This is a genomic window from Streptomyces sp. NPDC002057 (genome assembly GCF_040296665.1).
Lineage (GTDB): Bacteria > Actinomycetota > Actinomycetes > Streptomycetales > Streptomycetaceae > Streptomyces.
This window is the reverse complement of sequence record NZ_JBEOXR010000052.1, coordinates 1-12,797: the sequence shown is the minus strand read 5'-3', so window position 1 is coordinate 12,797 and position 12,797 is coordinate 1. Positions and strand designations below refer to the sequence as shown.

The 12,797-nt window shown below is 73.0% G+C and carries 11 protein-coding genes; 7 read left to right on the top strand and 4 right to left on the bottom strand.

Features of this window, described 5'->3' with window-relative positions:
* Positions 1 to 33 precede the first annotated feature (33 nt).
* Positions 34 to 468 carry a hypothetical protein gene (locus tag ABT129_RS30340; protein ID WP_351907979.1) on the bottom strand — a complete coding sequence of 145 codons (435 nt, stop codon included), beginning with the start codon at positions 466 to 468 and terminating at the stop codon, positions 34 to 36.
* 141 nt (positions 469 to 609) lie between these two features.
* On the opposite strand from ABT129_RS30340, the gene ABT129_RS30335 reads away from it, so the two are divergent.
* A complete protein-coding gene (locus tag ABT129_RS30335) occupies positions 610 to 807 on the top strand; it encodes a hypothetical protein (RefSeq protein ID WP_351907977.1) in 198 nt (65 codons plus the stop codon).
* 117 nt (positions 808 to 924) lie between these two features.
* On the opposite strand, the gene ABT129_RS30330 is transcribed toward ABT129_RS30335, so the two are convergent.
* Both ABT129_RS30330 and ABT129_RS30325 read right to left on the bottom strand, forming a co-directional pair.
* Complete coding sequence (locus tag ABT129_RS30330) at positions 925 to 1,689, bottom strand: GntR family transcriptional regulator (RefSeq protein WP_351907975.1); 765 nt, start codon at positions 1,687 to 1,689, stop codon at positions 925 to 927.
* 74 nt (positions 1,690 to 1,763) lie between these two features.
* The gene (locus ABT129_RS30325; RefSeq protein WP_351907973.1) at positions 1,764 to 2,531 is read right to left on the bottom strand and encodes a GntR family transcriptional regulator; all 768 of its coding nucleotides are present in this window, start codon (positions 2,529 to 2,531) and stop codon (positions 1,764 to 1,766) included.
* Between the two features lie 188 nt (positions 2,532 to 2,719).
* On the opposite strand from ABT129_RS30325, the gene ABT129_RS30320 reads away from it, so the two are divergent.
* From ABT129_RS30320 to ABT129_RS30295, 6 genes are all read left to right on the top strand, one after another.
* Entirely contained in the window at positions 2,720 to 3,979 is a 1,260-nt protein-coding gene (locus ABT129_RS30320; RefSeq protein ID WP_351907971.1) for an extracellular solute-binding protein, read from the top strand.
* A gap of 221 nt (positions 3,980 to 4,200) precedes the next feature.
* Positions 4,201 to 5,061, top strand: coding sequence for a carbohydrate ABC transporter permease (locus ABT129_RS30315; RefSeq protein WP_351908059.1), 861 nt, complete (start codon positions 4,201 to 4,203; stop codon positions 5,059 to 5,061).
* Entirely contained in the window at positions 5,058 to 5,891 is an 834-nt protein-coding gene (locus tag ABT129_RS30310) for a carbohydrate ABC transporter permease (protein ID WP_351907969.1), read from the top strand. The genes ABT129_RS30315 and ABT129_RS30310 overlap by 4 nt, the downstream gene beginning before the upstream one ends.
* 9 nt (positions 5,892 to 5,900) lie before the next feature.
* Positions 5,901 to 7,418, top strand: a complete 1,518-nt coding sequence (locus ABT129_RS30305) for a beta-N-acetylhexosaminidase (protein ID WP_351907967.1) — start codon at positions 5,901 to 5,903, stop codon at positions 7,416 to 7,418.
* Positions 7,419 to 7,465: 47 nt separating this feature from the next.
* Positions 7,466 to 8,905: a cellulose binding domain-containing protein gene (locus ABT129_RS30300; RefSeq protein WP_351907965.1), complete on the top strand. Its 1,440-nt coding sequence runs from the start codon at positions 7,466 to 7,468 to the stop codon at positions 8,903 to 8,905.
* Positions 8,906 to 9,105: 200 nt separating this feature from the next.
* Positions 9,106 to 11,292, top strand: coding sequence for an FUSC family protein (locus ABT129_RS30295; protein ID WP_351907963.1), 2,187 nt, complete (start codon positions 9,106 to 9,108; stop codon positions 11,290 to 11,292).
* A gap of 92 nt (positions 11,293 to 11,384) precedes the next feature.
* Here the strand turns inward: ABT129_RS30295 and ABT129_RS30290 are convergent.
* On the bottom strand, positions 11,385 to 12,797 hold a 1,413-nt coding region (locus tag ABT129_RS30290), incomplete at its 5' end, for an alpha-amylase family glycosyl hydrolase (protein WP_351907961.1).

Sequence of the window (12,797 nt, the reverse complement as noted above, 5' to 3'; positions counted from 1 at the left end):
CGGGCAGGAGTCCGTTTCCCCGAACCGGCTCCGTCACAACGGGCGCAGCCGGAGGTCCCCCGCCCAGCTGTCGCAGCGGACCCCGCCGGTGGGGAACGACAGCTCCAGGGCCGTCCGGCCGGTGCGGGGCTCGTACTCCTCCCGTACCGCGAGGATCTCCTCCCCGAGGTGCGCGGCGAGGGGGGTCTCGTCACCGGCGGGCCCCACGGTGACGCGTCCCGACTCGGCCATCTCGTAGCCCTCGTGCGGAGCCGACGCCTCAAGGATCAGGCACCAGTCCGATCCCGTCGTGACGAGGACGGCGTCCCCGTGTTCGTCCATCAGCCAGACGTCGAGCGGGCCCTCGGGGTCGTCCTCGCCGTACAGGTGCCACGACGCGACGACCCCTTCGATCCGCCGGCCCACCAGACTCCGTGCGTCGAGCCCGGCGCCGTGCAGTGGGCATGCGGGCGGCATCTCGGACGTCACCGGAGCACCTCCGCGTCCGCGCTGCCCGGCGTGAACCAGGCACCCACGCTGGTGTCCCCGTGGGGCGATCGACGCCCCGCTCCTCCCCGAATCACCTGGTCTGCTCCATTCCGTTGACGGCCCCGCCTCGTTGATCAGCGCATGAAGCCACTCGGACACCGTCGCTGGATCTGGTCTCCCATCACCTCCTGGCAGGCCAGAAGGCTCTCCCGGGTCACCGGACTGCCCGTCGACGAAGCCTGGGTGAGGATCCGCCTGACCACCCACCCCGAGGAGTCCCCTCTCGCACTCACCCGTGACCTGCTCACCCGGGTCCTCCTCTCCAAGCGGGCCGGGTGAGGGGCGAGGCATCACGGCACCCCGGGGAGCAAGACCTCCGGCCGGACCACCGCACCCCGGGCAGCAAGACCTCCGGCCGGGCCACCGCATCCCGGGGAGTGCGGCCCTCCGGCCGGGTCACCGCACCGTCCCCCACCACGCCCCGCCCCGCGCGGCCTGGGCCGCGGGGTCGCCGGTCGCGCTCTCGCCGAGGGCCAGCCGGGAGACGATGCGGTAGCGGTCGCCCCGATAGAGGGAGCGGACGTACTCGACCGGCCTGTCGTCCGTGTCGGAGGTGATCCGGTCGAAGAGCAGCGCGGGTGACAGGACCGGAACGTCCAGGAGGGCCGCCTCCTCCTCGCTGAGCACGGTCGGTTCGATCGACTGGACCGCGTGGGCGGTCCGGATCCCGCGCCGCTCGCGGAGGTGGGCGTAGAAACCGCCCTCCATGTCGGCGGCGGTGAGCCCGGGGACCAGGTCGGCCGGGACGTGGAGGTGCTCCAGGGCGATGGGGGCGCCGTCGACGTGCCGGAGGCGGGTGACCCGTACGAGCTGGGCGGCCGGGGAGATCGCGAGCCTGCGGCCGATCCGGGCTCCGGCCCGCACCGTGCGGAGTTCGAGCACCGTGCTGGTCCAGCTGCCGCGGCTCCTGGGGGCCTCTGCCGCCCGGTTCTCGGCGACGAGTTCCTGGGTGATCTTGTCGGGGGCGACGAACATGCCGCGGCCGTGCTCCCGCACCAGCAGGCCGGTGGCGACGAGTTCGTCGACCGCCGCGCGCAGCGTGGGACGGGACACGCCGAGGGCGGCGCAGAGGGTGCGCTCCGAGGGGATGGCGTCGCCGGGCCGACGGCTCTCGATCACGGTGAGCAGATGCTCCCGTACCCGCTCGCGCTTGAACTCCATCCTGTTCCCTCCCCCGTACGCCTCCGTGGGTCCTCACCCGGGAGTCGCCTCCCCGGGCACGGCCCGGCTGGGGGTCAGTATGCATCCCCCTCGGTGGAGGAGGTCACGAGGCCGTCGCGGGTGAAGTCGAGGCGGGAGACGATGCGGTAGCGGTCGCCCCGGTAGACCGAGTGGACGTACTCGACCGGCCGCCCCGCCGTGTCGAGGGTGAGGCGTTCGATCAGCAGGGCGGGCGAGAGGACGGGGACGTCCAGGAGCGCGGCCTCGTCCTCGCTGACGACGGTGGGCTCGATGGACTGCGTGGCCTCCCGGACGTGGACCTGGTGGTGCTCCCGCAGATGGTCGTAGAGGTCGCCCGCCTCCAGCTCCTCCGGGGTGAGCGCGGCGCCCACCAGGTCCGCCGGGATGTGCAGGTGCTCGATCGCCATGGGGGAGCCGTCGACGAGGCGGAGGCGGGCGACGTAGAGGAGTTCGGCGGCGGGTGAGAGGCGGAGCCTGCGGCCGATGCGGGCTCCGGCGCGGATCGTGGCGGACTCCAGGACGGTGCTGGACCAGCTGCCCGAGGCGCGGGGGACGGTGAAGGCCGCGTCGTCCGGGGCGAGCTGCTGGGTGATCTTGGCGGGTGCGACGAACATGCCGCGGCCGTGCTCCCGCACCAGCGCGCCCGTGGCGACGAGTTCGTCGACCGCCGCGCGCAGGGTGGGACGGGAGACCCCGAGGGTGGCGCAGAGGGTGCGCTCGGACGGGATCGGGTCGCCCGGGCCGCCCGCCTCGATCAGGCCGAGCAGGTGTTCGCGTACCCGCTCCCGCTTCAGCACCCCGCTGGAGGAACCGTCCTTCATGCCACGCCCTTCATGCCACTCTCCCTGACTGGTCAACTGGTAAGTCCGATACTAACCGGATCTGTTGACCTGTCACTGGGTGAACAACTCATGTTTTTCAAGGGATTGACGGCTCCCACGGTCCGTGTCACCTTCTGGTCACACACCTGACCACTTGACCAATTGGTCAACCATTCATCGAGGTGCTCGTGAAGACTCGTCCCCTCGCCGGCTCCGTCGCCCTCGCGGCGGCCGTCGCCCTCACCGCCACGGCATGTGGCGGATCGGGCGACCCGGCAGCCTCCGGCGGACCGGAGAAGGTCACCGTATGGATCATGAAGGACAGCGTCACCGACGCCTTCCTCTCCCGTTTCCGCGCCGGCTTCGAGGCGGAGCACAAGGACATCGACCTCGACATCCAGATCCAGGAGTGGGACGGCATCGGCGAGAAGGTCACGGCGGCCCTGGCCAGCAAGGACGCCCCCGACGTCATCGAGGTCGGCAACACCCAGGTCGCGCAGTACGCGGCGAGCGGCGGCGTCCGCGACCTCAGCGGCAAGACGGCCGAGCTGAAGGGCGCCGACTGGCTGCCGGGGCTCGCCGAGCCCGGCAGGGTCGACGGCAAGCAGTACGGCATCCCCTGGTACGCGGCGAACCGCGTGGTGATCTACCACAAGGACCTCTTCGCCCGCGCGGGCGTCACCGCTCCCCCGAAGACGCAGGCCGAGTGGCTCTCCGTCACGGCCAAGCTCAACCGGGGCGGGACCCAGGGCATCTACCTGCCCGGCCAGAACTGGTACACCCTGTCCGGCTTCGTCTGGGAGGACGGCGGCGACCTCGCCGTGAAGGACGGCGCCGGGTGGAAGGGGTCGCTCGACACCCCGCAGGCCCTGGCCGGGATGGACTTCTACCGGCGGCTCCAGGCCCTGGGGAAGGGGCCGAAGGACTCCGACGAGGCCAAGCCCCCGCAGGCCGAGGTCTTCGCCAAGGGCGACGTCGCCCAGATCGTCGCCGTGCCCGGCGGCGCGAAGATCGTCGAGGAGATCAACCCCGCGCTCAAGGGGAAGCTCGGATTCTTCCCGGTGCCCGGCAAGACGGCGGAGAAGCCCGGCGCGGTCTTCACCGGCGGCTCCGACCTCATCGTGCCGGAGGCCTCGACGCACCCCGATGCCGCCTACGCGGTCGTCAGGGCGCTGGCGGGCGAGAAGTGGCAGACGGACATGGCGAGAACGATGAGTTACGTCCCCAACCGCACCTCCCTGGCGCACGTCATCCAGGACGACGAGGGGACGGCAGCGATGGCCGCCGGCGCGGCGCAGGGCCGGGCCACGCCCAACTCCCCGCAGTGGGCCGCCGTCGAGGCCACCAACCCGATCAAGCAGTACATGACCGCCGTGCTGACGGGTACCGATCCCGCGCGGGCCGCGGCGACCGCCTCGCGGAGCATCACCAAGACCCTCGGCTCGTGAGCGGTCCCGTGACCGATCTCGCGAGCGGCCGCGCGGGCGGGGACGGAACCGGCCCCGGAAACGCCCGTACGACCGGTCCCACGAGCGCCCGCTCGACCGCCGCGACCCACCCGACCGACGCGACCGACGCCGGGTCGGCCGGTCCCGGGACCGGCCGCCCGAGCGGTCCCGGGGCGCGGCGCCCCAAGCGGCCGGACCGGGGAGCGCTCTGGCCCTACCTCCTGGTCGCCCCCACCGTCCTCGGCGGCGTGCTCCTCCTCGGATACCCCTTCGCCCGCAACCTGCTCATCTCCTTCCAGGAGTACGGGCTGGGCGAGCTCATCCGTGGCGAGGCAGGGTTCGTGGGGTTCGCCAACTACCGGACCGTCCTGGCCGACCCCGAGTTCTGGGAGGTCGTCCGCCGCACCTTCTGGTGGACCCTGGTGAACGTCGTGCTGATCATGGTGATCGGCACGCTGGTCGCCCTGATGATGCAGCGGCTCGGCCGGCGGATGCGGATGCTGGTGACGAGCGGGCTCGTCCTCGCGTGGGCGAGCCCGGTCATCGCCACCACCACCGTCTTCCAGTGGCTCTTCGCCTCCCGCCTGGGGGTGGTCAACTGGGTTCTCGTCCGGCTCGGGTTCGAGTCGTTCGAGGGGTACTCGTGGCTGGCGGACGGTCCCGCCGCGTTCACCGTCCTGGTCCTGCTCGTGGTCTGGCAGTCGGTGCCCTTCGCGGCCATCACGCTGCACTCGGCGCTCCTGACCGTCCCGACCGAGCTGTACGAGTCGGCCCGCCTCGACGGGGCGGGCGCCTGGCGGATCTTCCGCTCCGTGACGCTCCCCCTTCTGCGGCCGATCTTCGGTCTCGTCCTCTGCCTGGAGGTCATCTGGGTCTTCCGCTGCTTCGCCCAGATCTGGGCCGTGACCAAGGGCGGGCCCGGCGAGGCGACGACCACGCTGCCGGTCTACGCCTACCGGGTGGCCCAGTCGCTGCACCGCTACGACCTCGGGGCGGCGGTCTCCACCCTCACCGTGCTGCTCCTCGTGGCCGTACTGATCGCCTACTTCCGCCAGATGCTCCGACAGGAGGCCGACCGGTGACACCGCGCATCCTGCGCCGACTCCCCCTGAACACCGCGGCGGCGCTCGTCTTCGTCCTGGCCGTCTTCCCGGTGTACTGGATGGTCCTGACCGCCTTCCGGCCGACCCGTGACATCCAGTCCGAGACCCCGCGGTTCCTGCCCGTCTCCGTCACCCTGGACCACTTCCGCGACGCCGTGGCCGCCGACGGCTTCTGGATCTTCTGGCGCAACAGCCTGCTGGTGACCGCCGGATGCGTGCTGCTCGCCCTGGTGGTGGCGCTCGCCGCCGCGTTCGCCGTCGCCCGGATGCGCTGGCGCGGCCGGCGGGGCTTCATCCTCATGGTCTTCATCGCCCAGGTGGCGCCCTGGGAGGCGCTGCTGATCCCGATGTACGTGATCGCCCGGGACGCCGACCTGCTCGACCGGCTGGCGACCCTGAGTCTCGTCTACTTCATGATCACCCTGCCCTTCACCATCGTCACCCTCCGGTCCTTCCTGGCGGCCGTCCCGGCCGAGCTGGAGGAGGCCGCGCAGGTCGACGGCTGCACCCGGGCCACCGCCTTCCGCCGCGTGACGCTCCCGCTGCTCGCGCCGGGGCTGCTCGCGACCTCGCTCTTCGGGTTCATCACCGCCTGGAACGAGTTCGCCTTCGCCAACATGCTCATCATCAAGAACCAGGACGACCGCACCCTGCCCGTCTGGCTCTCGTCCTTCTCCAACGTCTTCGGCACCGACTGGGGCGCCACCATGGCCGCCTCCACCCTCTTCGCCCTGCCCGTCCTCGTCCTCTTCCTGGTCCTGCAGGGCCGGGTCGCCGCCGGAATGACCGGCGGAGCCGTGAAGGGATAACGCACCGCGATGCCCCACCCCCACCTCGTCCCCGAACCCACCCAACTCCAGTTCCTGCCGGGCCGGTTCACCTTCGACCCGACGACCTCGCTGAAGGTCTCGCCGGGCGCCGAGGGCGCGGCCGGACTGCTGCGCACCCTGCTCGGGCCGGCCACCGGTCTGCCGCTGCCCGCGCGCCCCGACGGCTCGGTCGTCCTGGCCCTCGACCGCGCGCTGACCGGCCTCGGCGAGGAGGGGTACGGCCTCACCGTCGGCGCCGGCGGAATCCTCCTGCGGGCCGCGCGCCCCCAGGGGCTCCTCGCCGGAGTCCAGACCCTCCGTCAGCTCCTGCCCGTCGAGGCCCTCCACGCCGAGCCCGTGACCGGTGTCGCCTGGTCGGTGCCCTGTGCGCAGATCACCGACACCCCCCGCTTCCCGTGGCGCGGCTCCATGCTGGACGTCGCCCGCCGCTTCCGGCCCGTCTCCTACCTCCGGCGGTACGTCGACCTCCTGGCCCTCCACAAGCTCAACGTCCTCCACCTCCACCTCACCGACGACCAGGGCTGGCGCATGCCGGTCGCCGCGCTGCCCCGGCTGACCGAGGTCGGAGGGGTGCCGCACGGCGGTGCCTACACCCGGGCGGAGCTCACCGGTCTGGTGGCGTACGCGGCCGAGCGCGGTGTCACCGTCGTGCCGGAGATCGAGATGCCGGGCCATGTCCGCGCCGCTCTCGCCGCCTACCCCGAACTCGGCAACCACCCGGGCCGCACCTATGACGTCTGGGACCGGTGGGGCGTCTGCGACACGATCCTGGGTGTCCACGACGGGGCCCTCGGCTTCTGCCGCACGGTCCTGGACGAGGTGATGGACGTCTTCCCCTCCTCGTACGTCCACATCGGCGGTGAGGAGTGCCCCACCACCGAGTGGCACGACTCCCCCGCCGCCCGCCGAAGGGCCGCCGAGGAGGGACTGGCGGGCCCCTCGGCCCTGCACGGCTGGTTCATGGAGCGGATCGGCCGCCATCTCCTCGACGCCGGCCGCCGCCCGCTCAGCTGGACCGAGAACGGCGCCGACCTCCCCCCGTACTTCACCGTCATGCCCTGGCGGGACGCCGACCACGGCCGCACCGCCGTCCGGCGCGGGCACCGCGTCATCATGGCGCCGCACCGCACCACCTACCTCGACTACCCCCAGTCCCACAGCCCCACGGAGCCGCCCGGCCAGGCCGGCGAGGTCGTCGACCTGCGCACCGTCCACGGCAACGACCCGGCACCGGCGGAGTGGAGCCCCGAGGAGGCCGCCCAGGTCCTCGGCTCGCAGGTGCAGCTGTGGACCGAGTACGTGCCGACCACGGCGCACGCCGAGTACCTGACCTTTCCGCGGCTCTGCGCCCTCGCCGAGGTCGTGTGGACCGGCCGTCACGACTGGCCCGGATTCCAGGAGCGGCTCCGCCACCACAGGACGCGGCTCGACGCCCTCGGGGTGCCGCGCCGGCTCTCCCCCACGCCCCCGTCCCTCCCCGCTCCCGTACCCGCCCCCACCCCATGACCGCCCCCGGACCCCCGTTCCACCCCACCGAAGGAGAGGAATTCCCCATGAGCGACCCCCAGAACGCACCCGCGGCCAACAGGAGGCTGCGGATCCGTGCCGCGCTCGCCGTCGCCGCGGTGACCGGACTCGGCGCCACCGCCCTCACCGCCCTTCCGGCCGCGGCGGCCGGTGAGGCCGTCACCGTCCAGTACCGGCAGAGCGCGACCGGCGGAGACCAGGTCGAGCCCTGGCTCAAGGTGGTCAACACCGGCACGTCGAGCGTGCCGCTGAGCCAGGTCAAGGTGCGCTACTACTTCAAGGCCGACGCGGGAGCCTCGTACACCTACGCCTGCTCCTGGGCCGTGAAGGGCTGCGCGAACCTCACCGGCACGTTCGGCACCCTGGCCAACCCCACCGCGACCGCCGACCGCTACCTGGAGATCGGCTTCACCGCCGGTGCCGGTTCGCTGGCGCCCGGCGCGGACACCGGCGACATGCAGCTGCGTTTCCACCGCTCCAACTGGCAGCCGCTCAACCAGAACGACGACTACTCCTTCGGACCGGCCCAGACGACGTACGCCAACTGGTCCAAGGTCACGGCGACCGTGGGCGGGGTACCGGTCTGGGGCACCGCTCCCGCCGGGAACGAGCCGACGCCGACGCCGACCCCCACCGGCCCGACCACCCCGCCGCCCGCCGGGGCCGCGCTCTTCGACGACTTCGACTACACCGGGCACACGGACCCGGCGATCAACGCCCACGGGTGGAGCGTGCGCTCCAACTCCGGCGGCCCCGGGGTGCCCGGCGCCACCTGGGCGCCCGAGAACGTCACCTTCGCCAAGGAGGGCACGAACTCGATCATGAACCTGCGGAGCTCGACCGCCGGAACGGGCGAGTCGACCCGGCACACCGAGATCCTGACGCGCGCGTCGAAGTTCAAGAACGGCACGTACGCGGCGCGGGTGCGCTTCTCCGACGCGCCGGTGTCCGGCCCGGACGGCGACCGTGTCGTCCAGACCTTCTTCACCATCAACGACCTCAAGGCCCCGATGGCCGACGACTACGCCGAGTACGACTTCGAGTACCTCCCCAACGGCGGTTGGGGCGAGCCCGCCAACATCCTGTACACCACCTCGTGGGAGACCTACCGGCCCGACCCCTGGGAGGCCGTCAACCAGCACTCCGAGGTCCGGGCGAGCTACGCCGGCTGGCACGACCTCGTCCTGACCATCGACGACAACACGATCGTCTACTACGTCGACGGCCAGGAGTTCGGCCGGCACGACGCCCGCTACCTCCCCGAACGCCCGATGTCCATCAACTTCAACCAGTGGCTCATCGACCTCGCCGGCCAGACGTCGACCGCTCCGCGCGCCTACGACCAGAAGGTCGACTACGTCCTGCACGTCAAGGACCAGGTCCTGACCCCGGCCCAGGTGGCCGCCAAGGTCGGGGCGTACCGGTCGGCGGGCACGGCCTTCGAGGACTCCGTGCCGGCCACGTAGGAACCGGACCGGTCCGGCTCGACCCGGGCCCGTGGCAGGCCGGTCCGCCGTCCCCCCCCGGGGGCGGCGGACCGGCGCGTGGTCGCCGGCCGTGGTTGGCGCCGCTCATCCGACTGTCCGATAGTGGAAGGGGCGGCGGGCGAGACGTCGACGCACGGCGCTCCGACGACCTGGTGGCCCCCGCGGAGGAAGCTGGTCGCATGGGTGGCGTTCCCCGAGTCCGACGTCCGAAGGTGCGGCTGCCGCCCGTCTACGCGGCGGCCGTACGACGGTCGGTGCGGGTCACGCTCGCCGCGACGGTCGGCTTCTACGTGTTCCTGTACGGCTTCGGCTCGACGGTCGCCGCCACGTACGCGCTGTTCGCGGCGATCGCGCTGGCGGGCCTGTCGCACATCCCGGGCACCGGGCGGCAGCGGGCGGTGGTGCTGTCCCGCGCGGTGCCCGTCTGCTGGGTGTTGATCACGATCGGCACCTACCTGTCCGTACGGACCTGGACCGCGGCCCTCGGCATGCTGGTCATCGGCTTCGCGCTGGCCTTCATGGCGGTGGGCGGGCCCCGTCCGGCCGGAGCGGCCCCGGGGCTGCACCTGATGTACATCCTGCCGTCCTTCCCGCCCTACGATCCCGGTTCCCTGGGCGAACGCCTGGTGGGGGCCACGGCGGGGCTCCTGCTGCTCATCGTCGCCGAGACGTTCCTGCTGCCCGAACGCGCGGCGGGCGTCCCCTACCGGGAGCTGGCCGCCCGCGCGTCCGACGGCGCGGCGCGCTGCGCCGACGAACTGGGCAAGGCCCCCTACGCGGCCTCCGGCGCGACGCTGCGGGCCGCCCGGGAGCTGGGCGCGGGGCTGCGGGCCTCCCAGGTCCCGGAGGCGGAACGTCCGGCGGGGGCCGGGGTACGGGACCGGGCGCTGACCCACACCGGTCTGGCCGTCCGCACCCTGCTCGCGCGGCTCGCGCTGCTGCCGCCTCCTCCGGGCGACCCCTCGTCGGGCCGGGCCGACCTGACCGTTCTGCACGCCGTGGCCGACGCCTCCCGGGAGGCCGCGGCGCTCCTGCGGGGCCGGGAGCGGGCGGCGCCCCACGGGGGCCGGGAAGCGACCGGGGACGCGCGCGCCCGGCTGCGGGAGGCACGCCGGGCCCTGGCCGAGGGGCCCGAGGAGGGTGCCCCGCCGGCCGCGCTGCGCCGCCACGCGGCGATGCTGGAGGTCGCCGACGCGGCGCTCGCCACGTCCACGGCGGCGGAGCTCGCGGTACGGGGCCGGGCGGCCGCCGCCGCGGCGGCCCCGGGACGGTTCTGGTACGCGGGGATGCGGGCGCCCGAGCTGTGGTGGCGGCGGCTCACGGGCCACGCGGGACAGCGGTCGGTGTTCTTCCAGAACGCCGTACGCATCAGCCTGGCCCTCGCGGCGGCGCGGACGATCGCCGGGCTCGACACCCTCCCGCACGGGTTCTGGATGCTCCTCGCCACGCTGACCCTGACCCGTACGACGGTGCGCGAGACACGCGGCACCGTGCGGGTGGCGCTCACCGGCACCCTCGTCGGCGCGCTCGTCGCGGCCGCGCTGCTCGCGACGGTCGGCACGGACACGGTGGTGTACGCCGCGGCCCTGCCCCCGCTGATGCTGGTCACCTTCACGCTGGGCCCGGTGAAGGGGGTGGGGTGGGCGCAGGCGCTGTTCACGGTGCTCGTCGCCCTGGTCTTCGCCCAGTTGGCCCCCGCGACCTGGCAACTCGCCGAGTTCCGGCTGCTCGACGTGCTGGGCGGCAGTGCGATCGGCGCGGTGTTCGGGCTGCTGGCCTGGCCCCGGGGCGCCCAGGACGAGCTGCGCCGGTCGGTGGCGTGGATGCTCCGGATCGCCGCGGAGACCGTGGTGGCCACGACCGCCGAGGTCTCCACGGGCGGGTCGCGGGCTCCGGTGCCCACGGCGCCGGGCCATCGGTCGCTGCAGCACGCGCTGATCATGGCGGAGACGGCGTACGCCCAGTACCGGAGCGAGCCGAAGGAGCGGGCCGGCTCCGACGACCCCCACGACTGGCAGGCCGCGCTGATGTCGGGCCACCACACGCTGTGGGGCGCGGACCGGCTGCTCGTGCCGCCCGAGCCGGTGGTCGTTCCGCCACTGCCCGGGGAGTCCGCCGTGGCGGTCACGCTGATCGGCGACCGGGTGGCCGCCGGCATGCTCCTGGTCTCCGCCCGGCTGGATCCGCGCGGTGACACGCCCGGCACGCCGATGGCGCTGCGCGCCCGCGCCTTCGACGACCTCGCGGTCGAGCCCCCGGGTGCGCCGCGGTCGTACTACGCGACCGTGGAGTGGCTGGACTCGCTGACCACGGACCTGGAGCGGATCACCGGCGGGTCCGACGAGCCCGGTGTGAGCCGCACGTGAGCCGAACGAGGTCTTCGCCGCCGTCTGCGGTGTGGCCGGCCGACGGGTGCTCCCGGTGCCGGCACCGGAAACGCCCGTCGGCCGGCCGCGCATCAGGTGCGCAGCCACACCGCCGTGTCCTCGGGGAGGCGGCCGTCGGCGTCCAGGGGGCCGCTCGACAGGAGCAGGCTCTGGTGCGGCGGGAGCGCGGCCGGGTCCGTGGAGAGGTTGACCACGCACACCAGGCCCTCGGACCGCGCGAAGGCGAGTACTCCCTCCGCGGCGGGCAGCCAGGTCAGGGGGCCGTCGCCGAATCCCTCGGTCGTCCGGCGCAGGAGCAGGGCCGCCCGGTAGAGCGCCAGCATCGACCCCGCGTCGGCCCGCTGGCGGTCCACGGCGAAGCCGTCCCAGTCGCGGGGCTGCGGAAGCCAGGGCTCGGTGTGGGAGCCGAATCCGTACGAGGGTGCTCCCGCTTCCCAGGGCAGGGGGACGCGGCAGCCGTCGCGGCCGGGGTCGGTGCCGCCGGAGCGGGCGTGCATGGGGTCTTCGATCCGGTCGAGCGGGACCTCCGCCTCGGGCAGGCCGAGTTCTTCGCCCTGGTACAGGTAGACGGAGCCGGGGAGGGCGAGGGTGAGGAGGGCGGCGGCGCGGGCGCGGCGGGTGCCGAGTTCCAGGTCGGTGGGGGTGCCGAAGCGCTTCTTGGCGAAGTCGAAGCCGGTGTCCTCGCGGCCGTAGCGGGTGGCGGTGCGGGTGACGTCGTGGTTGCAGAGGACCCAGGTGGCGGGGGCGCCGACGGGGGCGTGTTCGGCGAGGGTGTCGTCGATGGTGCGGCGCAGGCGGTCCGGGTCCCAGGGGCAGGAGAGGAAGTTGAAGTTGAAGGCGGTGTGCAGTTCGTCCGGGCGCAGGTAGCGGGCGAAGCGTTCGGAGTCGGGCAGCCAGACCTCTCCGACGAAGACGGCGCCGTACGTGTCCGCGATGGCCCGCCATGAGCGGTAGATGTCGTGGAGTTCGTCCTGGTCGATGTACGGGTGGGGGTCGACGCCCTCGACGAAGTCGGCGAGCGCCGGGTCCTTGGCGAGCAGCGCCGCAGAGTCGATCCGTACGCCGGCGACCCCGCGTTCGAACCAGAAGCGCAGCACGTCCTCGTGTTCCTGGCGGACGGCCGGGTGGGCCCAGTTGAGGTCGGGCTGTTCGGGGGTGAAGAGGTGGAGGTACCACTCGCCGTCGGAGACTCGGGTCCACGTGTTCCCGGAGAACTGGGAGGGCCAGTCGTTGGGCGGGAGTTCGCCGTTCTCGCCCCGGCCGGGGCGGAAGTGGAACAGCTCGCGTTCCGGGCTGCCGGGGCCGGCGGCGAGCGCGGCCCGGAACCAGGCGTGCTGGTCGGAGACGTGGTTGGGGACGATGTCGACGATGGCCCGGATGCCGAGTTCTCCGGCCTCGGCGATCAGCTTCTCGGCGTCTTCGAGGGTGCCGAAGGCGGGGTCGATGGTGCGGTAGTCGGCGACGTCGTAGCCGCCGTCGACGAG

Excerpts from the sequence above, each read along its gene's own strand:
- ABT129_RS30335 (WP_351907977.1), top strand. The coding sequence starts at position 610 with ATGAAGCCACTCGGACACCGTCGCTGGATCTGGTCTCCCATCACCTCC.
- ABT129_RS30330 (WP_351907975.1), bottom strand. The coding sequence starts at position 1,689 with ATGGAGTTCAAGCGCGAGCGGGTACGGGAGCATCTGCTCACCGTGATC.
- ABT129_RS30325 (WP_351907973.1), bottom strand. The coding sequence starts at position 2,531 with ATGAAGGACGGTTCCTCCAGCGGGGTGCTGAAGCGGGAGCGGGTACGC.
- ABT129_RS30305 (WP_351907967.1), top strand. The coding sequence starts at position 5,901 with ATGCCCCACCCCCACCTCGTCCCCGAACCCACCCAACTCCAGTTCCTG.
- ABT129_RS30300 (WP_351907965.1), top strand. The coding sequence starts at position 7,466 with ATGAGCGACCCCCAGAACGCACCCGCGGCCAACAGGAGGCTGCGGATC.
- ABT129_RS30295 (WP_351907963.1), top strand. The coding sequence starts at position 9,106 with ATGGGTGGCGTTCCCCGAGTCCGACGTCCGAAGGTGCGGCTGCCGCCC.